Below are 20,253 nucleotides of genomic sequence, written 5' to 3'. Positions count from 1 at the left end.
GCCGGCGGCTGCCGGGACCTCTATTGTTGTGCGCCATGTGGCCAGGACAGCAGCCGCCCGGGGGCGAGCAGAACCCGCAGGACCAGAATCCGTACCAGCAGCCGGGGTACCAGCAGCAGCCCAACCCCTATCAGCAGCCGGGCTACCAGCAGCAGCCCAATCCGTACCAGCAGCAGCCCGGGCAGCAGCCTCCCGGACAGTGGGGCGCTCCCACCGTCCCGCTCGGCGCTCCCCAGCCGCCGAGCGGCAACGGCGGCGGCAACAAGACGAAGATCACCGCGATCGTCGCTGCCGCGGCCGTCGTGGTCGCCGCCGGCGTGACCGGGTTCCTCGTCCTCGGTGGTGACAAGGAGGACAAGGCGGACTCCAAGCCGTCCAAGTCCCCCACGAAGTCCGCCTCCAAGGACCCGAGCCCCGACGCGAGTGACGACGTCAATCCGCGCGACCCGTCGAACGCGCCGAAGGCCACCATTGAGGGCTGGCAGGTCGTCGTGAACCCGAAGTACGGGACCGCGTTCGACGTACCGGCCGACTGGGTCGTCAAGTCGGACGGCCTGATCACCGGCTTCGAGGACGCGAAGGACGAGAACGGCAAGCCCCTCATCACGATGTCCGCACCCGCGTTCCTCAAGGAGAAGTGGTGCACGTCCGACGACGACAAGGACGGCACCGTGGACGACAGCGCCCTCGCCGGTGCGGGCACCAAGGGGCAGAACGGCGCCAAGAACACCGAGGACGTCGCGCGCAACGACTCGGCATGGTGGGTGTTCGGTGGCTACACCGACCAGAAGAACTCGTCGAAGAAGCTCCTGAAGATCGGTAAGCCGAAGGACTTCACGACCGCTTCCGGCGTCAAGGGCAGCGTGGCGACAACCACGTCGTCCGGTGTGCCGAAGACCGGCAAGTGCGACACGGACGGCAAGGCCACCGTGTTCGCCTTCAAGAACTCCCAGGGCGACTTCGTCTCCTGGACGTTCTACGGCGCCAAGGGCGTGAAGGACGAGGTCCCCGACTCCACGGTGCAGAAGATCCTCAGCACCGTCCGCCTCCAGGGCGACCCCAGCGTGGACTGAGCCGCACACAGCACAGCGCCCGGCCCGCCCCGTGAAGGGCGGGCCGGGCGCTGTGGAGCAGCATGATTCGGTCAGCGCAGGTAGACCCGGTAGACCCACCGGCCGGAGATCGTGTCCTCGGTCACCTTGCAACTGCCGATACACACCCACGGGTTGCCGGAGCTGTTGGTGCAGGCCCAGTAGGCGTGCACCGAGTTGTTCCTGTACACGTAGTCGATCACGGCCGCGTTCGCGGAGATCGAGGAGTGGACCGGCACCTTCTCCTCGGCGACCGTGTAGTCGTGGCTCGCCGGTGCACACGTGGTCGCGGCCGCCGAAGCGGGCGTCGCCGCCACGACGGGGAGCGCTGCGGCGCCGGCGAGCGCGGCCGCGGCCAGCAGAGACGAGAAGTACTTCCGCATTTCATCCCTTTCCTCGAGAACCAACAGGTTCGCGGGGGCAGATTCATCGTGAACATGACACGAAATTCATGATCAATCCAGCGGAGCGACCCGCCGGCGACAATCACGTTCGGCGAGGCCGAAAGAATCTCGTTTGGCAAGTCGGACCCGCTGCGGCGATAGTCCCTCAGTGAACTCTCCCGCCGCCTCCCCGCTCAGACCCCGCCGACCCGCGTGGGCGGGCCGCAACTACAGCCTGCTGGCGGTGGCGGCGTTCGTGACGACCCTCGGCAGCAACGGCGCGCTGATCGCGTCCGCGTTCGCGGTGCTCGAGACGGGCGGCGACGGCGGGGACGTCGGCCTCGTCGCCGCGTCACGCACCCTGACGCTCGTGCTGTTCCTGCTCGTCGGCGGAGCCGTCGCCGACCGGCTGCCGCGGCACCACGTGATGGTCGCGGCCAACGCGCTCAACTTCCTCTCCCAGGGCGCCTTCGCGCTGCTCGTCCTGACCGGAAAGCCCGAGCTCTGGCAGATGATGCTGCTCAGCGCGCTGGGCGGCACCGGGCAGGCCTTCTTCAACCCCGCCGCCGAAGGCATGCTGATGTCGTCGGTCGACCGCGAGCAGGCCGGCCGCGCCTTCGCCCTCTTCCGGATGGCGATGTCCGGCGCGGCCGTGGGCGGCGCGGCGCTCGGCGGCGCGATGGTCGCGGCCGTCGGACCCGGCTGGGTGCTCGCCGTGGACGCGGTGGCGTTCGCCGTCGCGGGGGCGCTGCGCTCGTTCCTCGACGTCAGCCATATCGCGCCGCGTGAGCCCGGCGGCGGCCTCCTCGCCGATATGCGGGACGGCTGGCAGGAGTTCGTCAGCCGGCCGTGGCTGTGGGGGATCGTGGCCCAGTTCTCCGTCGTGGTCGCGGTGGTCGGCGCCGCCGACGCGGTCTTCGGCCCGCTCGTCGCGCGCGACTCCCTCGGCGGACCGGGACCCTGGGGGCTCGCCCTCGGCGCGTTCGGCGTCGGAACCGTCGCCGGGGCGTTCCTGATGATGCGGTGGAAGCCTCGGCGGCTGCTGCTCGCCGGGACCCTGTGTGTGTTCCCGCTCGCGCTGCCCTCGGCGGCGCTCGCGGTGCCTGTGCCGCTCGCCGTGCTGGTCTGCGTGATGTTCGTGAGCGGTGTGACGATCGAGGTGTTCAGCGTCTCCTGGATGACGGCGCTGCACCAGGAGATCCCTGAGGACAAGCTGTCCCGGGTCTCCGCGTACGACTGGTTCGGCTCCGTCGCGATGGTGCCGGTCGCCACGGCGCTCGCGGGTCCGGCGGAGGCGGCCTTCGGCCTGTCCCCGGCGCTGTGGGGCTGTGCGGCGCTCGTCGTCGTCGCGACGGGCGCGGTCCTGTTCGTGCCGGAGGTACGGCAGCTGACACGCCGCTCCGACGCCGACAAGCAGCCCGCGCCGGAGCCGGTCTCAGCCGATGCCGAAGGAGCCGCCTGGCGGCTCGGGTGAGGGCACCGCGTCCTCGTCCCGTACGGGCTTCGCGCTGCCGGTGAAGCGGCGCAGCTGAGCGCCGTGCTCGACGCGGGCCGGGAACGCATCGGCCGCGGCACGCCGGGCGAGCGCCGCGATGTCGACTTCCTCGTGGGAGGCCACGAGGACCGTGTTCCCGAAGCGCCTGCCGCGCAGCACGGCGGGCTCCGCGATCAGCGCGAGATGCTCGAACACCACGGAGAACGTGGCGAGTTGGGAGCGGAGGAAGGCGAAGGGGGTGCCGTCGGCGAGGTTCGCCGCGTAGACGCCCGTGGGGCGCAGGACCCGCTCGGCGGCCTCGGCGTACGCCACGGTGGTCAGGTGGGCCGGGACGCGGGAGCCGCCGAAGACGTCCGCCACGAGTACGTCGGCGCTGTCGGCGTCGGCCGACTCCAGCCAGGTGCGGGCGTCGGCCCCGTGGACGGTGATCCCGGCGCCGTCGGGGACGGGCAGATGCTCGGCGACCAGGGCCAGCAGCCCGCGGTCCGCCTCGACCACGTCCTGACGTGAGCCGGGCCGCGTCGCCGCCGCATAGCGCGGCAGGGTCAGCGCGCCACCGCCGAGATGCAGCACGTCGAGGGGCTTTCCGGGCTCGTCCGCACAGTCGAGGACATGGCCGAGCCGACGCGCGTACTCGAATTCGAGGTGTTCCGGCGCGTCCAGATCGACATACGACTGCGGCGCCCCGTCGACCGTGAGCAGCCAGGCCCGACGCCGGTCCACGTCGGGCATCAGCTTGGCGGTGCCGTGATCGACGGTCCTGGTCACGGGTATCGGCTCATCCACGCCGTCCATTGTGCCGGGCGGCCGGGGCATCGGGCGCCGCACAACATTCGCCACCGCCTTCCTCAGCCCCACACCTCCGCCACCGCCGCCACATGCGCCGTCGCCTGTTCCCGGCCTGCTCGGGCCGACGGGGCACGGTGGGTCGGGTCGAGGCTGTTGTGGCCCATCGCCTTTCTGGTGGTGCGGTTCGGGGTGATGAGGGTGACCCTCGCCCCGCCCGCGGTGAGGCGTTCCGCCTGGGCGCGGGCCGATTCGAGGGTGCCGCCGCCCGCCGCGATCGGGGCGATGATCACGACGCGGTCGTGGCCTTCGGCGAGGTGCGCGTTGGCCGGGGAGCGAACGCCGCCGTCGATCCAGCGGCTGTCCTCGAACGTGACCGGCGGCCAGACGCCCGGCACGGCGCAGCTGGCCGCGACGGCGTCGACCAGGCCGACGCCGCTGCCCCGGTCGAGGACACGGAACTCGCCGGTCGTCGCCCGTACCGCCGTCACCAGGAACGTCCGCCCGGGCCAGCTGTGCGAGACGAGCCGCCCCGCGATGACCGCGCGGCGCGTCGCCTCGTCCGGGGTGTCGGCGGCCAGCGCGATGTGCCCCACCTTGCGGCCGAAGTCCTCAGGAGTACGGGAGGTGAGCGCGGCGCGGGCGTGGCGGAGGGTGGCGGCCGGACTCAGATGCCCGGGGATCTCCCCTACGGGCGCGGCGAGTTGGCGCTCGTACAGCCCCTCGGGGGTGAGTCTGCCGGAGGTGAGCTGGGCGCCCACGACGGAGCCCGCGGAGGTGCCGATCACGATGTCGGCGTCCCACAGATCGGCACCTGCCTCGGCGAGGCCGTGGAGGATTCCGCAGATCCAGCCGATGCCGGAGAGGCCGCCGCCCCCGAGTACGAGTGCCCTGCCCGCCACTTGAGACCTCCTTGCCGGCGCCGGCGTCCAGTGTGGCCGACGTGCGACCGCCCGCCTCCCGCGGGGTGCGGGAGGCGGGCGGTGCGGTTCAGCCGACAGAGCTGACGGTGCCCGCGCCGACGGTGCGCCCGCCCTCGCGGATCGCGAAGCCGAGGCCCGCCTCCAGGGGCATGTCGCGGCCGAGCTCGACCGCCATCGTGACGGTGTCCCCGGGCCGGGCGACGGCGGTCTCGCCGAGGTCGACGTCGCCGACCACGTCCGCGGTCCGCAGGTAGAACTGCGGGCGGTAGCCGGTGGCGACCGGTGTCGTCCGGCCGCCCTCGGCCGCCGAGAGGACGTACACCTGGGCCGTGAAGCGGCGGCTCGGGCTGACGCTGGCGGGGGCCGCGACCACGTCACCGCGGCGGACCGCGTCGCGGGGCACGCCGCGCAGCAGCAGCGCCACGTTGTCCCCGGCCTGCGCCTCCTCCATGGGCTTGCCGAAGGTCTCCAGGCCGGTGACCACGGTCGCCGCCGCGTCCGTGTCCGCGCCGAAGATCTCGACGCGGTCGCCGACGCGCACCCTGCCGCGCTCGACGGCCCCGGTGACGACCGTGCCGCGCCCGGTGATGGTGAGCACGTTCTCCACCGGCAACAGGAACGGCGCGTCCACGTACCGCTCGGGCATGGGCACATACGTGTCCACGGCGTCGAGCAGCGCGTCGATCGCCCCGGTCCAACGGGGGTCGCCCTCAAGGGCCTTGAGCCCGGAGACCCGCACCACGGGGACCGAGTCGCCGCCGTACCCGTGCGCGGAGAGCAGCTCGCGGACCTCCAGCTCGACGAGGTCGGTGAGCTCCTCGTCCCCCGCGTCCGCCTTGTTCAGCGCGACGACGATGTGGTCGACGCCGACCTGGCGGGCGAGCAGGACGTGCTCGGCGGTCTGCGGCATGATCCCGTCGAGCGCGGAGACGACGAGGATCGCCCCGTCGAGCTGCGCGGCCCCGGTGACCATGTTCTTGACGTAGTCGGCGTGGCCGGGCATGTCGACGTGCGCGTAGTGACGGGTGTCGGTCTCGTACTCGACGTGCGCGATGTTGATGGTGATGCCGCGGGCGGCCTCCTCCGGGGCGCGGTCGATGCGGTCGAAGGGCACGAACGTGCCGGCGCCGCGCTCGGCGAGGACCTTGGTGATGGCGGCGGTGAGGGTCGTCTTGCCGTGGTCGACGTGGCCCATGGTGCCGATGTTGAGGTGCGGCTTGGTGCGCACGTATGCCGTCTTGGGCATGACTGGGTGGTTCCTCCCGGAACGTGTTCCTCAACGGAACAGGGTGTGATGGCCTCCTTGATGAGGCGGGGACCCCGGAGTGCTACCGACCCTCCCCCTGCGGGGTCCGCCGGAATGTCCGGAGAGGGTCAGCTTCGGGCGCCGTCTGCTGCGGCGGCCAGGAAGACGGCAGCCTTCGCAGCGTCCGCGACTGCGGACGTGGCTGCGGGGAAGGCGTACCGGAACATGACGCCGATCATTGCCTACAGAACGGCGCAGGTCGAATGCTTTTCCGGCGGGCCGCTCGGCCCTGTCTCCCGTGGGGCGTAAGGGAGTTCAGGGGCCGATGTTCTTCAGGGCCTCGCGCACCGACAGGGGCGCGAGCCGGTCACGATGGGCGGCGACGAAGGAACGTACGGCATCGGGGTCGGTCTTCGCGTACTCACGCAGGCACCAGCCGATGGCCTTGCGGATGAAGAAGTCGGGGTGCGGTGCCTGGCGCAGGCAGTAACCGAAGAGGCGCTCCGTGTCGGTCGTCTCCTTGCGGCGGAGCTGGTGCAGGAGCGCGGTGCGGGCGATCCACAGGTCGTCGTCCTCGATCCACGCGTCCATGTCCTTCTCAAGGCGCGGGTCGGCCGCGACGAGCGCGCCGACGACGTGCGCGGCGAGCAGATCGACGGTGTCCCACCACGGGACCGTTGACACCAGGTGCCGGGCGACGGGCAGGAAGCCCGACGAACAGCGGCCCACGTACCGGCGCAGGTAGTCCACCGCGAAGTACGCGTACTCGCGCTCGGGCAGCTCCCAGCAGCGCAGCGCGAGCGCGGTGCAGTCGGCTTCGTTCGGGCGCGGGGTCCCGGCCAGGACGGTCCTCGAGAGCGAGCGGCGGACGGGGGTGGTGAGACCGAGGAAGGGGGCCACGTCCTTCATGTACGCGCGCATCTGCCCGGCCCGCTCGGGGTCGGCCGCCGTGGGGTACACGGAGGTGAGCCGCTCCAGCAGAGTGTCGGCGAGAGCGCTGCGCGGGACTGTGACGGCCATGCGACACAACCCTACGGCGAACATACATATGGGTCGGTTAGTCTCCCCGGATGCCCGACACCGTCGCGACACGTCCCGAGGGACTCGCCGCCGCCCGGCCGGCGGGCCTTGCCCTGCGCTGCACGAGAGTTCTGCTGTCCCCCTGGTCTCGGCTGTCGCTCCTGGTGGCGCTGCTCGCCGCGGGCGGGGCGATGGTGTTGCTCCTCCAGCCGCAGAGACTGCTCGCGGACGGCTGGCCACCCCAGATGAGCGGCACCGCCGCGGTCGTCCTGTTCGGCGTCGCGTACGGCCTGTGCACGGTGGCCTTCGTACCGCGGCCGCTGCTCAACCTCGCGGCGGGCGCGCTGTTCGGTTCGCAGCTCGGCACCCTGACGGCGCTCGGTGGGACGGTGCTCGGCGCCGGCGTGGCGTTCGGGCTCGGCCGGGTGCTCGGCCAGGAGGCCCTGCGGCCCCTCGTACGCGGCCGCTGGCTGAAGGCGGCCGACGGGCAGCTCAGTCGGCACGGCTTCCGGTCGATGCTGGCGGCAAGGACGTTTCCGGGGGTGCCGTTCTGGGCGGCCAACTACTGCGCCGCGATCTCGCGCATGCGCTGGGCGCCGTTCCTTCTCGCCACGGCGATCGGCTCGGTCCCCAATACGGCGGCGTACGTCGTCGCCGGGGCCAGGGCCTCGACGCCGACGTCGCCCGCGTTCCTGATCGCGATGGGTTTCATCGCGCTGACCGGCCTCGCGGGTGCGGCGATCGCGTGGTGCAAGCGCGACCGCCTCCGCGGCTGACGCGCCCCTGGAAACCCACCGCCTCCCCTGCTGACACGCCCCTGGAGATTCAGAGCGCTTCCAGGATGGTCGCGTTGGCGAGCCCGCCCGCCTCGCACATGGTCTGGAGTGCGTAGCGTGCGCCGCGGGCGCGCATCGCGTGGACCAGGGTGGTCATCAGACGGGTGCCGCTCGCGCCGAGCGGGTGGCCGAGCGCGATGGCGCCGCCGTGCACGTTCAGCTTCGCCGGGTCGGCGCCGGTCTCCTGGAGCCAGGCGAGGACGACGGCCGCGAACGCCTCGTTGACCTCGAACAGGTCGATGTCGCCCAGCTCGAGACCCGCCTTGCGCAGCACCTTCTCGGTGGCGGGGATGACGCCGGTGAGCATCAGGAGCGGGTCCGAGCCGGTGACGGCGAAGCTGTGGAGACGGGCGAGCGGGCGCAGGCCGAGCCGGGCCGCGTTCTCGCTCGTGGTGATGAGGACGGCGGAGGCGCCGTCGTTGATGGGGCTCGCGTTGCCCGCGGTCACCGACCAGTCGATCTGCGGGAAGCGCTCGGCGAAGTGCGGGTCGTAGTAGGCGGGCTTGAGCCCGGCGAGGATCTCGGCGGTGGTGCCGGGGCGCACGGACTCGTCGCGGGTGACGCCTTCGAGGGGTGCGACCTCGGCGTCGAAGAGGCCGTTCGCCCAGGCCTGGGCGGCCTTGCGGTGCGACTCGACGGCGTAGGCGTCCATCGTCTCGCGCGACAGTGACCACTTGGCGGCGATCAGCTCGGCGCTGACGCCCTGCGGGACCAGACCTTCCGGGTAGCGCTCGGCGACGCCGGGACCGAACGGGTCGGCTCCCCCGGGCACGTTCGACCACATCGGTACGCGGCTCATGGACTCCACGCCACCGGCGACGACCATGTCGTAGGCGCCGGAGATGACGCCCTGCGCGGCGAAGTGCACGGCCTGCTGGGACGAGCCGCACTGGCGGTCGACGGTCGTGGCGGGCACGGACTCCGGGAAGCCCGCCGACAGGACGGCGTACCGGGTGGTGTTCATGGCCTGCTCGGCGACCTGGTCGACGGTACCGCCGATGACGTCGTCGATCTGCGCGGGATCGATCCCGGCGCGCCCGACGAGGGTGCGCAGGGTGTGCGCGAGGAGTTCGACGGGGTGGACATGTGCGAGCGTCCCGTTCGGCTTGCCCTTGCCGACGGGGGTGCGTACGGCTTCGACGATGACTGCGTCACGCATGGTGCGGGCCTCCTTGGCCGACGGGTCGGGCCCGGCGCCGATTACCAGTGAGTAGGAAAACTGAACTCACCATAACCCCATAGGTTGGAAAAGCAAACCCTCGCTTACACTGATGTGCATGCCAGCTGCCAAGGACCCGCGCCCCTGCTCGATCGCCGACACGCTGGCCGTGGTCGGCGAGAAGTACTCGCTCCTGGTCCTGCGCGAGGTGTGCCTCGGCAACGGACGCTTCGACCAGCTGGTGCGCAACATCGGAGCGCCGCGCGACATCCTTGCGACGCGCCTGCGCCGCCTCGTCGACGCCGGCGTCCTCAAGAAGGTCGCCTACCAGGAGCGCCCGCAGCGCTTCGAGTACCGGCCCACCACGGCGGGGCTCGAACTGGAGCCGGTCCTCATGACCCTCATGGCGTGGGGCGACCGTCATCTGCGCGACGACGGCGACCGTCCGATGGTGATCGAGCACACCTGCGGCAATGAACTGGTCGCCGTCGTGACCTGCTCCGCATGCGGCGACTCCGTCCACCACGAGGACCTGAGCGCCCATCCCCAGGCCCCGGGCTGGACCAAGGCGGGACCGGCCGCGGCGTAGCTGCCGCCCGAGTGGAGAGGCCCTGTCGTCGTCTCTTCATACAAGGGCGCTACGCTGCCCCACGGCGGGCGCCCTTCCATTTCCGTACCCCTTGACCAGTACGGCCTCGCCCGTCCGTCCTTCCTTTCTCCGTGTCCGCCTCTGGCCTGCGCGTCTGCGGTCAGCTCACGTCAGCACTTGGATCGCGTAACTTCATGTCTTGGTTCGAATCATTCATCCTCGGACTCGTCCAGGGGCTGACCGAGTTCCTGCCCATCTCGTCGAGCGCGCATCTGCGGCTGACCGCGGCCTTCGCGGGCTGGCACGACCCGGGAGCCGCGTTCACGGCGATCACCCAGCTCGGCACGGAGACGGCGGTGGTGATCTACTTCCGCAAGGACATCGCGCGGATCATCTCCGCGTGGTTCCGCTCCCTCACGAACAAGGCGCTGCGCAGCGACCACGACGCGCAGATGGGCTGGCTCGTGATCGTGGGATCGATTCCGATCGGCGTGCTCGGTGTCGCGTTCAAGGACCAGATCGAGGGCCCGTTCCGCGATCTGCGGCTGACCGCGACGACCCTCATCGTGATGGGCATCGTCCTCGGCATCGCGGACCGTCTCGCCGCGCGCGACGAGGTCGGCGGCAAGCACCGCGCGGTGCGGGAGCGCAAGGGCCTCAAGGACCTGAGCGTCAAGGACGGTCTGATCTACGGCGTCTGCCAGGCCATGGCCCTGATCCCCGGAGTCTCGCGCTCCGGCGCGACCATCAGCGGCGGTCTCCTCATGGGGTACACCCGTGAGGCCGCGGCCCGTTACTCGTTCCTCCTCGCGATCCCCGCGGTCCTCGCCTCCGGGGTCTTCGAGCTGAAGGACGCCGGCGCGGACGGGTCCGTCTCCTGGGGCCCGACCGTCTTCGCGACGATCATCGCCTTCGGCGTCGGGTACGTGGTCATCGCCTGGTTCATGAAGTTCATCTCGACCAAGAGCTTCATGCCGTTCGTCTACTACCGGATCCTGCTCGGCATCGTGCTGATCGCGCTGGTGACGGCGGGCGTCCTGAGCCCGCACGCCGGGGAGTCGGCGGGCTGACCGGCCCGGCTTCCGCCGGACGGGCCAACCCCCGCGCCACTTCCCTACTTCGGCTGCGCCTCCCACGGCCAGCGCGCGTCGCCGCCCCGCTCGACGAGCGGGATCAGGCGGAACGCCTGGTCCGTGAGGCCGCCGAACGCGTGCCGGTTCGCGCCGCCTGAAGGGGTCGCGCCCACCTTGTATCCGGCCATGTTCCACATGTGGACCGGCACGTCCCTCGGCACGAGCGCGTCGATCTCGGTCTCGGCCATGCCGCCGAAGCCCTCGGCGTTCGACGGGAACCAGCCGGGCCGGGTCTGCTCGTCGGTGACGACGACCACACGGTCGTGCCCGGAGAAGTGCTTCTTCACCGCGGTCGGGATGTCGGTGCCGGAGATCTGCCCGAACCTCTCGACGAGCCGCAGCACGCTGCCGCCCCTCCGGAAGTTCAGACGCCGGCTCTCCATCCCGAACTCGACGAGCGTCGGCAGCTCCGCGCGCATCGCGAGCGCGGCGCCGAACGCCGCCGCCTGCTCGGCGAGCGGGATGTCCGAGCGGTGCGGCGTCGACCATCCGCAGCCGGGAAACATCGACGGCGACCGGTCCACCAGGATCAGCGAACGGCCGGGCAGCGCCGGCACACCGGCCAGCGAGTGCGCGAGCGCCCGCTCCAGAGCGTGCCCCCAGCGCAGCGACGGGGCGTGCTTGTACGCGGCCCAGAAGCGGAACGGGAACATGCGCGAGCGGCGCACCTCCTCCGGGTCGGCGAACCGCGCCGCCACCCGCTCCGCGACCTCGTCCGAGACACCGGCCTCGTCGAAGTTGCGCAGGTTCCGCGCGAGAGCCATCAGCCCCATGGACGGGATGACCGCCTCCCACGCCGCCGCGTCCATCGGCCGCTGCAGCCACCCCGCCAGGGATTCCCAGGTCATGGCCGCCTCGGCGAGCCGGCCGGGGTCCGTCGTGAGCAGCGCGTGGCGCTCCTCCACCGGTACGCGCATCAGCCGCTCGCGGGCGCGCAGGGTACGCAGCCGCTCCGGGATCTCCTCGGCGTTGCCGTGCCGGCGGTCGAGGGCGTGCTGGAACAGGTCGCCCTGCCACGGCTTGTCGGCGGCGGGCGCCGGGTGCGCGAGATTGAGGACGTCACCGAACCGGTAACCCTTGGAGTCGGTGTCGTACTTGAGGAGCGAGCGCTCGTTGTAGAGCCGCTGGACGGCATCGGCGATGCCGCGCTTCACCGGCTTCGGCAGGCGCCGCCCGTACCGCGAGGTCCAGTAGCCGAGCAGCTCGCCCGGCTCGTCGGCGCGCTGGAGGACGCTGTCGACGAGCTGACGGGAGTGGCCGGGCTCGCCCGCGTCGATGCGGGCCTTGACGAACTCGGCGGCGCCGACGAGCGCGGCGGTCCGCATGTTCCCCTCGCCGCGCAGCCAGCCGAGCAGGCCCGCGGTCCACTCCGGGTCCTCGACGGCGAGCTGCCGTACGAGGGTGCCGTACCGGTCGTCGCGGTCGTCCGCGGACTCGTAGAAGGCGCCCGTGGCGACGAGGTTCGAGACGGCGAGCAGGAACAGTTCGCTGCGCGCGTCGCGCAGGTATCCGGTCGCGCCCTCGTGCGTGCGCGCCCTCTCGCCCGTCACGGTGGCGATCGGCGACCGGCCCACCGGGCGGGTGCCGCGGATGTTGAAGCGTGCCATGAGGCGGCCCCTCTCTGTGGAGGGGAAGCACCGTGTGCGGGCACACCGAATCGGGGCGCGGCCATGCTGGGTGCCTCCCGAGATCAAGTCGGCCCGCGGCGTGCGTTCATGAGAAGAAGTAGCCGCGGGCCCGCGCACCGGGAGGTGCGTGACGTGTGCTGCCCAGAGATCAAGATCGGTGCAGGTACAAGGTGCTCTGCCAACTGAGCTACGCCGGCCCGAAGCCGACGACGGGACTCGAACCCGCGACCACCCCATTAACAGTGGAAGTAACCCGCTCCTTCGCACCTGGGCATGCCGCAACTGTAGTGACGGGACGCGACGCTGCCACCTGGTTTTTCGCCGGGCCGGTCCGAGCACGATCCGCCCCTCCCCGACGGCCCTTGCCAGGGACTGGCAGCCAACTGATCGGTGTTTGCGATCACTTGGCGAATATGTTCCGTCGCTTAGGGTTCCCAGTAGGTGGCACGCACCCTAGCCTTACCGCATGCCGCTTGAGTGTTCGGGTTCCGCGCGGTCTGCCGAGGAAGTCAACGAGCAGATCCGCGGGTTGTGGTTGCGCGCGGGTGGCCGGCTCTCCACCGAGCAGCGCGCTCAGTACGCACGGCTCGTCACCGAGTGGGCGATCGCGGTCCGTACGGAGGTCATCGAGGCCGCGGCCTGACACCCCGTCAATTCCAAGCCCGCCCGGCCTTGTCTGTCTGCCTGTCAACGGACTTCGGCGTTCCAGCGCCAGGACGTGAGCCGCTCCCCGCCGGGCAGCTCACCACGCCCCGTCGCCCACAGCAACGTACGCCAGGGGTCGTCGCCCTGCGGCGCGTCGGGGAACAGCCGGGCGAGTGCCCTGGCGCAGAGGCCGGCCGGCGGGGCCCAGTCGAGGCCGAGGCCCTCGGCGATGTCCTGCGTGTGGACCAGGGTCTCCACGACGCCCATCGCGCCGAAGCCCGCGGGGTCCGAGAGGCCGAACACATGGTGGGCGCGGGTTTCGGGCGCGGCCGTCCGCACCATCGCGACCAGCAGGGCGCCGCTCGCGTCGAGCACCTGAAGCAGTCCCGCGGGGCCTGCGTCGCGGTTCGCGAAGATGACGTTCGCGGGGCCGCCCGGCCTGCGGCGCGTCCAGGCGAAGGGCACCTCGGTGTCCAACGGCGGCTTCGACGGACCGAGTTGGGCCGCGTACGCGAACAGGTCGTCGGCCAGATGCTCGGCCGTCTCCCAGCAGTCCCACTCCAGCGAGCCGGCCCTGACGCTCCAGTCCGCGGCCGACGCCCCGCCGAAGGTGTCCAGCGCGAGCCGCACGGAGTGCGCGAGGTCGTCGGCGGCGGTCCGTGAGGCGCTCTCAGAAGACATGCCGAGAAGGTATCAATGATGACTGTCGCGGCCTCCCCCCGTCGCGCCCCTTGGATCTGCGGTTCCGGTGCCCAAGACTGACTCAATGACACAGCGCGTAGAACTCGCCACCGTGATGGACCGACTCGCCATCGAGGAGCTGATCACCGACTACGCGGTGTCCGTGGACGACGGGGACTGGACGGCGTACCGCGGACTCTTCAGTCCGGACGGGCGCGCCGACTACCGGCGGGCCGGCGGAATCGAGGGCAGCGCGGCCGAGATCACCGAGTGGCTGACCCGGACGATGGAGCTGTTCCCGATGCGCCAGCACCTGATCGTCAACCGGCGCCTGCGCTTCGGGCGCCTCGACAACGACACCGGCGACACGGCCGAAGTGCAGGCCGACTACATCAACCCGATGCGGTTCACCGGCGACGGCGCAGGTACCGCCGCAGATGCGGCCTCGAACGCTCCCTCCGGCACTCCCTCCGGCGCGCCCGACTTCGTGTGCGGCGGCCGCTACGCCTTCGCCCTCGTGCGGACGCGCTCCGGCTGGCGGCTGCGCGGGGTGACGGTGCACGAGAAGTGGCGCCGCACAGAGGGCGCCGCGGCGACCACCACGCGCTGACGCGACCGCCCCCGATGCCCACTGTCAAAGATCGTCCCCGGCGCGCACACTGAAAGCACGTACCGGGCGTCGGACGACGAGGGAGGCGGCGCATGGACGGGTCGGGCGGGAATGGTCGGTCGCGCTCGTCAAGTGGGACGCAGGCGTGGCCGGTGTCGGCGGTACCGGCGTCGTGGACGGCGCCAACCGCGTCGTGGCAGGGCATCGCTCCCCGCCTCGCGGCGTCCCCCTGGTGGCGTGGCGTCGCCGCCGTTTCGGCGGGCGCGCTGCCCGCCCTCGCGTTCCCGGCTCCGTCGCTGTGGTGGCTGGCGTACGTCGCGCTGGTGCCGTGGATGCTGCTGGCCCGCTCGGCCCCCACGCCGCGCCGCGCGGCCCTCGACGGCTGGCTCGGCGGACTCGGGTTCATGCTGTCGGTGCACCACTGGCTGCTGCCGAGTCTGCATGTGTTCACCGTCGTGATCGCGGCGCTGCTCGGTGCGCTGTGGGCACCCTGGGGCAGGCTGCTGCGGCGGCTGCTCGGCGGCACGCCCACGCGTGGGCAGGCGGCCGCCGCCCTGGTCGCGGTGCCTTCGGCGTGGCTGATGGTCGAACTGGTCAGGTCCTGGCAGGGGTTGGGCGGCCCGTGGGGGCTCATCGGGTCGAGCCAGTGGCAGGTGCAGCCCGCCCTGCGCGTCGCGTCGGTGGGCGGGGTGTGGCTGGTCAGCCTGCTCGTCGTGGCGGTGAACACCGCGATCACGGTCCTTCTCGTGGCGCGCAGCGCCCGTACGCCCGCGGTGGCGGGGCTTCTGGTGACGGCCACGGTGACGACGGTCTCCTGGACCTGGGCCCCGCGGCCCGAGCCGGACGGCCCGGTCAGGGTCGCCGTCGTCCAGCCGGGCCCCATAGGCGGCGCCGACAGCGGCGAGAAGCGCTTCGACCGGGAGGAGGAGCTGACCCGTGGCCTGGCCGGGCAGGGCGTCGACCTGGTGGTCTGGGGCGAGAGCAGCGTCGGCTTCGACTTCTCGCAGCGGCCGGACCTGGCGCGCCGGATCGCGGCGCTCTCGCGCGAGGTGGGCGCGGACATCCTGGTGAACGTGGACGCGCGGCGCGTCTCCCCCGGCGGCGCCCCCGGCATCTTCAAGAGCTCGGTCCTGGTGGGCCCGGACGGCCTCACGGGGCAGCGCTACGACAAGATGCGGCTCGTCCCCTTCGGCGAGTACATCCCGGCGCGCGCCCTGCTCGGCTGGGCCACGTCGGTCGGCAAGGCCGCGGGCGAGGACCGGGTGAGCGGGACCCGACAGGTCGTGATGGACGCGCGGTCCGCGCGGGACAGCGACCTGCGGATCGGCCCGCTCGTGTGCTTCGAGTCGGCGTTCCCCGACATGACGCGGCGGCTCACGCGCGACGGGGCGCAGGTGCTGCTCGCGCAGTCCTCCACGTCCACGTTCCAGCACAGCTGGGCGCCCGAGCAGCACGCCTCGCTCGCGGCCGTACGGGCCGCGGAGACGGGCCGCCCGATGGTGCACGCGACGCTGACCGGGGTGTCGGCCGTGTACGGCCCCGACGGTTCACGCGTCGGTCCGTGGCTCGGCACGTCGGCGAGTGCGGCCCGGGTCTACGAGGTGCCGACGGCGCACGGCACGACGCTGTACGTGCGGTTCGGGGACTGGCCGGTGCACGCGGCCGTCACCGTGCTCGCCCTGCTGGGCGCGTCGGAGGCCCTCCGCCAGTTCAGGCGGCGAACCGCTGCACCTCACGTACGACCTGCTCGCACAGCACATGCGTCTCCAGCGCGTCCTTGGCACTGAGGACCTTGCCCGCGCGCACGCCGTCGAGGAAGCCGAGGACCACCTGCTCGATGCCGCGCTGACGGGCCACCGGCACCCAGTCGCCGCGGCGGCGCACGGTCGGCTGGCCCTTGTGGTCGATGACTTCGGCGAGGTTGACGACCTGGCGCTTGGTGTCCTGCCCGGAGACCTCGAGGATCTCCTCGGTCGAGCCGCTGAGCCGGTTCATGACGCCGATCGCCGTGAACCCGTCCCCGCCGAGCTGGAGCACCACGTGGTGCAGCAGGCCGTCCTCGACCCGGGCGCGCACCGACACGTCGTCGATCGGACCGGGCACGAGGTAGCGCAGGGTGTCGACGACGTGGATGAAGTCGTCGAGGACGAGCGTGCGCGGGTCCTCGGGCAGCCCGATCCGGTTCTTCTGCATCAGGATCAGCTCGCGAGGGTGCTCGGCGCACTGCGTGTAGCCGGGCGCGTGACGGCGATTGAAGCCGACGGTGAGGCTGACCCCGCGCTCCTCGGCGAGCCGCACCAGGCTCTGCGAGTCGGCGAGTTCGTAGGCCAGCGGCTTGTCGACATACGTGGCGACCCCCGCTTCGAGCAGCCGCGTCACGATCTCGGGGTGGACGGCGGTCGGCGCGTGCACGAAGGCCGCGTCGAGCCCCTGCGCGAGCAGCGCGTCCAGGTCGGTGTGCCGGCGCTCGGCGGGGATGTGGTGCGTGTCCCCGACCAGGTGGAGCGTCGCGGGTGTGCGGGTCTGCAGGTGCAGCTCGACCCCCGGCAAGGTGGTGAGCACCGGCAGATATGCCTTCTGCGCGATGTCTCCGAGTCCGATGCAGCCGACCTTCACGTCCGTCTTCTCCTCGCCCCGGGCCGCCTGTGTCCGGCTAGGCCCTCTGTGTCTGGGCAGCATACGGCCGCTGCGGGGGCCGCCAGTCCGCGATCTCGTCGAATCCGCGCAGCATGACGGCGGGTCCGGTCTTGTCGAGAGCGGCGATGAGGATGTTGCGCAGCGCCATCGCGGGCCGGTTGCTGAGCATGTTCACCCGGCCCACGCCGACGGCCTTGCGGGCGATGGCGGTCGTACGCGGCCTGCGTGCGGCGGTGTACGTGGCGAGGCCGAGGGCGTCGGGGTGCTCGGGGTCGGCATGGTGGGCGAGCACGACGGCGTCCTCGATGGCCTGGTTGCCGCCCTGGCCGAGGGTCGGGGGCATGGCGTGGGCCGCGTCACCGAGGAGCGCGACCCGGCCCCGGTGGAAGGCCGGCAGGGGTTCGGTGATGTGGTGGACGTCGTGGCGCAGGATCTCGTCGGGCGCGGCCGCGTCGATGATCGCCGGGATCGGGTCGTGCCAGTCGCCGAAGCGGCGCAGCAGCTCGGCCTTCTCGCCGTCGGGGGCGTGGTGGCCGGCGGGGGCGATGGCTGCACCGTAGGCGTAGACCGTGCCGTCCGCGAAGGGGTGCGTGCCCCAGATCCGGCCGCGTCCCCAGGTCTCGTGCTGGGCGAAGGGTCTGCCGAGGGGCGGGACGAGGAGGCGCCAGGTGGTGAACCCGGCGTAGACCGCGCCCGGGTGGGCGGGGAACAGGGCGCTGCGCACAACGGACTTGATGCCGTCGGCACCGACGACGAGTTCGGCCTCGAATTCGCCTTCCGGAGTGGTCACCCGAGCGGGGCGGGCCGGGTCGCCCTCGACGCCGGGGTCGGCGAGCGCCGCGGCGGACGCGGTGCGTACGACTCCGTCGGGGAGACGGGACGCCAGCTTGTCGATCAGGGTCGCGCGGTGCAGGAGCACGAGGGAGCCGCCGAAGCGCTCGGCTGCAGCCTTCGCGTCGGAGCGCGAGAGCCAGCGCCCGCTCGGGGTGCGCAGGCCGCCCTCGCCCTCCCAGGCGGCCAGGCACCGGATCTCCTCGCCGAGGCCGATGACGTCGAGGGCCCGCTGCGAGTTGGGGGCGAGGGAGATCCCCGACCCGACGGGCTTCAGCTCGGCGGCCCGCTCCAAGACGGTGACGTGCCATCCGCGCAGGTCGAGCGCGACGGCGGCGGTGAGGCCGCCGATGCCGCCGCCCACGACGACCGCGCGGGGCCGCCGCCCGAGGCCGGCGGCGCTCTGCGCTTCTGCTCGCGCCGGCGCCTTGCCCGTCGAGTCGGTCAGTTCGGTGGGAACCGTTGATTCCATCGATTCGGCAGTCATGGCTTCGCGCTCCTTACGTCTCACAACGCCCGGCTCGGCCTGTCACGCGCACTACACCTGTAGTGTGCGTGCTCGACCGTACTACATCTGTAGTTCCGGCGGTAGGTTGGGACCATGTCCGTACGCACCAGCGCCACGAGCGCCGCCGGCGCACCTCGCGCGGAAGTCATCGCCGACGCCGCACTCGATCTGCTCGCCGAGCGCGGGATGCGGGGCCTGACGCACCGAGCGGTCGACGAGGCGGCGGGCCTGCCACAGGGGTCGACGTCGAACTACGCGCGGACCCGGCTCGCCCTCCTGGAGGCGACGGTGCGGCGCCTCGCCGTGCGCGAGTCGCGGGTGCTCGCCGTGGACGAGCTACCGGATCCGGCCGGCGGGATCCACTCGCTCGTCGACGGCATGGCGCTCGCGCTGCACCGCTACCTGACGGACCACCCTCAACTGCTGGTCTGCCGTTACGAGTTGGCACTTGAGGCGACGCGACGGCCCGAGCTGAGGGCGTTCTTCGACGCGACGGGACGGCAGTTCCACGAACCGCTCACCGCGCTGCTGCGGGCCGCCGGGTCCCAGGATCCGGAGCGGCACACACTGTCGCTGGTGGCCTGGTCCGAGGGGATCATGTTCTCGTGCGTGGCCGGGGTGTTCCACGCGTCGGTCCCGGACCTGGCGGACCTTCGGAAGGGATTCGGGGAGCTGCTGCGCGGGATGCTCGCCGCGTCCCCGTCCTGACCTGCGCGTCACCCGTGCGGGGCATCATCGGCCGACGGGCGCGCCACGAGGGCCCGTAGCCGCCAGAGTTGCGCGGGTGCATCGATCGACGACCTCAGCAGCGCTTCTGCTCACGGTGGCGGCCACGGCCGCCGCGGTGTCCGGTTGCGTGAGCGTACGGCAGCCGGAGCCTCCGGCCGTGTCCCCCAGCGCACCGGCCGTTCCGGAGGCGCCCCGCCCCGACGGCCGGGCGGAGCCCCAGGTCGTGCAGGCGCCGGTGCGGGAGGCACTGGACCGGATGGGCCGCACGCCACCGGCCCACTCGCCCTCCCCCGAGCCGACCCGTGCGCCACGCCCGCCCCAGCCGCCACGCCAGGAGGCACCCCGGCGGTCGGACCCCGACCACGCGGCGCGCCCCGCGGCACCCGCGCCGCGCCACCCGCACACGGCGGCCCCCGCGGCGCCGGGCGTCCCGGGCAATGTGTGCGCCCTGGGCAATCAGTACGGCAAGTGGAACCCGGACAGCCCCGAGGCCCGCATCTGCCGGGAGACGTACGGGGGCTGAGGCGGGCGGGGGTCGGGTGTGAGTAGTTGAGGTACAGATAGTGCCGCTGAGATTGATCTCGCTCGGGTAGCAAACCGTCCAGTGGCGCTGCCGGAGTTCGGTGATACCCACCGCGGGGGCGTCTGGGGTGGCTACGGCCCCGGCCCTTGCCGGTGGAGTTTCTGACCGATGAGCAGGCCGAGGCGTACAGGACGTTCACCGCGGCGCCCACGCGCCCGGAGCTGGAGCGGTTCTTCTTCCTCGACGATGACGACCGCGATCTGATCGCGCTGCGGCGTACGGACACGCACCGCTTGGGCATGGCCTTGCAGATCTGCACGGTCCGCTACCTCGGTCGGTTCCTGGCCGATGATCCGCTGGCGGTGCCGTGGAAGGTCGTGGAGTACCTGGCCGGGCAGCTCGGCATCGAGGACACATCATGTGTGAAGCGGTACTCGGAGCGGCGCAGGACGACGTACGAGCACGCGGAGGAGATCCAGGAGCGGTTCAAGTACCGCGACTTCACCGATCCGAAGTGGAGCCGGGAGTTCCGCGGCTTTCTGTACGGGCGGGCGTGGACGCACGCCGAGGGGCCGGTGGCGCTGTTCAACCACGCGGTGACGTGGCTGAGCAAGAACCGGGTACTGCTGCCCGGGGTGTCGGCGCCGGCCCTGCGCCCCTTCCGGGACCCGGGCGCTGTCGAGGACGACGCCGAGGATTGAGCGTCAGCCAGTGTCTGTTTCCTGAACTGAAACGGCGTTCAGGCGCCGCCTGTGGGCGCCCGAACGCCGTCACGGGCGAGTCGTCGGCCTCCTCCCGCC

General features: G+C 71.8%; 20 protein-coding genes and 1 pseudogene. 11 read left to right on the top strand and 10 right to left on the bottom strand.

The window, feature by feature from the left end; translation table 11 throughout:
• Positions 1-35: 35 nt before the first annotated feature.
• On the top strand, positions 36-1,073 hold the full coding sequence (locus OG698_RS38325; RefSeq protein ID WP_406108539.1) for a hypothetical protein: 1,038 nt from the start codon (positions 36-38) through the stop codon (positions 1,071-1,073).
• Between the two features lie 71 nt (positions 1,074-1,144).
• Here the strand turns inward: OG698_RS38325 and OG698_RS38320 are convergent, their stop codons facing one another.
• On the bottom strand, positions 1,145-1,474 hold the full coding sequence (locus tag OG698_RS38320; RefSeq protein WP_406108537.1) for a hypothetical protein: 330 nt from the start codon (positions 1,472-1,474) through the stop codon (positions 1,145-1,147).
• A 169-nt stretch (positions 1,475-1,643) separates the two neighbouring features.
• Here OG698_RS38320 and OG698_RS38315 point away from each other — a divergent pair, with 169 nt between their 5' ends.
• Positions 1,644-2,948 (top strand): MFS transporter, encoded by a 1,305-nt coding sequence (locus OG698_RS38315; RefSeq protein WP_406108535.1) that lies wholly within the window; start codon positions 1,644-1,646, stop codon positions 2,946-2,948.
• Here the strand turns inward: OG698_RS38315 and OG698_RS38310 are convergent.
• From OG698_RS38310 to OG698_RS38295, 4 genes are all read right to left on the bottom strand, one after another.
• Positions 2,910-3,755 (bottom strand): spermidine synthase, encoded by an 846-nt coding sequence (locus OG698_RS38310; RefSeq protein ID WP_406108533.1) that lies wholly within the window; start codon positions 3,753-3,755, stop codon positions 2,910-2,912. The two genes, OG698_RS38315 and OG698_RS38310, sit on opposite strands and share 39 nt — an antisense overlap.
• A 62-nt stretch (positions 3,756-3,817) precedes the next feature.
• Complete coding sequence (locus OG698_RS38305; protein WP_406108531.1) at positions 3,818-4,657, bottom strand: patatin-like phospholipase family protein; 840 nt, start codon at positions 4,655-4,657, stop codon at positions 3,818-3,820.
• An 88-nt stretch (positions 4,658-4,745) separates the two neighbouring features.
• Positions 4,746-5,924: an elongation factor Tu gene (gene tuf, locus OG698_RS38300; RefSeq protein WP_406108530.1), complete on the bottom strand. Its 1,179-nt coding sequence runs from the start codon at positions 5,922-5,924 to the stop codon at positions 4,746-4,748.
• Positions 5,925-6,239: 315 nt separating this feature from the next.
• Positions 6,240-6,944, bottom strand: a complete 705-nt coding sequence (locus OG698_RS38295; protein ID WP_406108528.1) for a DNA alkylation repair protein — start codon at positions 6,942-6,944, stop codon at positions 6,240-6,242.
• 50 nt (positions 6,945-6,994) lie between these two features.
• Here OG698_RS38295 and OG698_RS38290 point away from each other — a divergent pair, with 50 nt between their 5' ends.
• Positions 6,995-7,720, top strand: a complete 726-nt coding sequence (locus tag OG698_RS38290) for a TVP38/TMEM64 family protein (protein ID WP_406108526.1) — start codon at positions 6,995-6,997, stop codon at positions 7,718-7,720.
• 49 nt (positions 7,721-7,769) lie between these two features.
• Here the strand turns inward: OG698_RS38290 and OG698_RS38285 are convergent, their stop codons facing one another.
• Positions 7,770-8,939, bottom strand: coding sequence for a thiolase family protein (locus tag OG698_RS38285; protein ID WP_406108524.1), 1,170 nt, complete (start codon positions 8,937-8,939; stop codon positions 7,770-7,772).
• A 118-nt stretch (positions 8,940-9,057) separates the two neighbouring features.
• Here OG698_RS38285 and OG698_RS38280 point away from each other — a divergent pair, with 118 nt between their 5' ends.
• Both OG698_RS38280 and OG698_RS38275 read left to right on the top strand, forming a co-directional pair.
• Positions 9,058-9,528, top strand: coding sequence for a winged helix-turn-helix transcriptional regulator (locus OG698_RS38280; protein WP_399975654.1), 471 nt, complete (start codon positions 9,058-9,060; stop codon positions 9,526-9,528).
• 194 nt (positions 9,529-9,722) lie between these two features.
• The gene (locus tag OG698_RS38275) at positions 9,723-10,598 is read left to right on the top strand and encodes an undecaprenyl-diphosphate phosphatase (RefSeq protein WP_326776839.1); all 876 of its coding nucleotides are present in this window, start codon (positions 9,723-9,725) and stop codon (positions 10,596-10,598) included.
• A 44-nt stretch (positions 10,599-10,642) separates the two neighbouring features.
• Here OG698_RS38275 and OG698_RS38270 read toward each other — a convergent pair whose 3' ends face one another.
• A complete protein-coding gene (locus tag OG698_RS38270; RefSeq protein WP_406108522.1) occupies positions 10,643-12,268 on the bottom strand; it encodes a TROVE domain-containing protein in 1,626 nt (541 codons plus the stop codon).
• 487 nt (positions 12,269-12,755) lie between these two features.
• Here OG698_RS38270 and OG698_RS38265 point away from each other — a divergent pair, with 487 nt between their 5' ends.
• Positions 12,756-12,932: a hypothetical protein gene (locus tag OG698_RS38265; protein WP_406108520.1), complete on the top strand. Its 177-nt coding sequence runs from the start codon at positions 12,756-12,758 to the stop codon at positions 12,930-12,932.
• Between the two features lie 44 nt (positions 12,933-12,976).
• Here the strand turns inward: OG698_RS38265 and OG698_RS38260 are convergent, their stop codons facing one another.
• Positions 12,977-13,615 (bottom strand): maleylpyruvate isomerase N-terminal domain-containing protein, encoded by a 639-nt coding sequence (locus OG698_RS38260; RefSeq protein ID WP_406108518.1) that lies wholly within the window; start codon positions 13,613-13,615, stop codon positions 12,977-12,979.
• 85 nt (positions 13,616-13,700) lie between these two features.
• Between OG698_RS38260 and OG698_RS38255 the strand changes: the two genes are divergently transcribed.
• Both OG698_RS38255 and lnt read left to right on the top strand, forming a co-directional pair.
• Positions 13,701-14,225 carry a nuclear transport factor 2 family protein gene (locus tag OG698_RS38255; RefSeq protein ID WP_406108516.1) on the top strand — a complete coding sequence of 175 codons (525 nt, stop codon included), beginning with the start codon at positions 13,701-13,703 and terminating at the stop codon, positions 14,223-14,225.
• 92 nt (positions 14,226-14,317) lie between these two features.
• Positions 14,318-16,012 carry an apolipoprotein N-acyltransferase gene (gene lnt / locus OG698_RS38250; protein ID WP_406108514.1) on the top strand — a complete coding sequence of 565 codons (1,695 nt, stop codon included), beginning with the start codon at positions 14,318-14,320 and terminating at the stop codon, positions 16,010-16,012.
• Here the strand turns inward: lnt and OG698_RS38245 are convergent.
• Positions 15,936-16,841, bottom strand: coding sequence for a Gfo/Idh/MocA family protein (locus tag OG698_RS38245; RefSeq protein ID WP_406108512.1), 906 nt, complete (start codon positions 16,839-16,841; stop codon positions 15,936-15,938). The genes lnt and OG698_RS38245 overlap by 77 nt on opposite strands.
• 37 nt (positions 16,842-16,878) lie before the next feature.
• Positions 16,879-18,141 carry an FAD-dependent monooxygenase gene (locus OG698_RS38240; protein ID WP_406111520.1) on the bottom strand — a complete coding sequence of 421 codons (1,263 nt, stop codon included), beginning with the start codon at positions 18,139-18,141 and terminating at the stop codon, positions 16,879-16,881.
• Positions 18,142-18,294: 153 nt separating this feature from the next.
• Here OG698_RS38240 and OG698_RS38235 point away from each other — a divergent pair, with 153 nt between their 5' ends.
• The 3 genes and pseudogenes from OG698_RS38235 to OG698_RS38225 form a co-directional block, all read left to right on the top strand.
• Positions 18,295-18,909, top strand: a complete 615-nt coding sequence (locus tag OG698_RS38235) for a TetR/AcrR family transcriptional regulator (RefSeq protein WP_406108510.1) — start codon at positions 18,295-18,297, stop codon at positions 18,907-18,909.
• 178 nt (positions 18,910-19,087) lie between these two features.
• Positions 19,088-19,453 (top strand): hypothetical protein, encoded by a 366-nt coding sequence (locus OG698_RS38230; RefSeq protein WP_406108508.1) that lies wholly within the window; start codon positions 19,088-19,090, stop codon positions 19,451-19,453.
• Positions 19,454-19,599: 146 nt separating this feature from the next.
• Positions 19,600-20,103: pseudogene (locus OG698_RS38225) on the top strand (DUF4158 domain-containing protein); the annotation flags it as partial.
• Positions 20,104-20,253: the final 150 nt, after the last annotated feature.

Source organism: Streptomyces sp. NBC_01003 (genome assembly GCF_045162695.1).
Taxonomy (GTDB): Bacteria; Actinomycetota; Actinomycetes; order Streptomycetales; family Streptomycetaceae; genus Streptomyces.
Note: the sequence above shows the minus strand (reverse complement) of the source record. Positions and strands in the feature narration are given on the sequence as shown.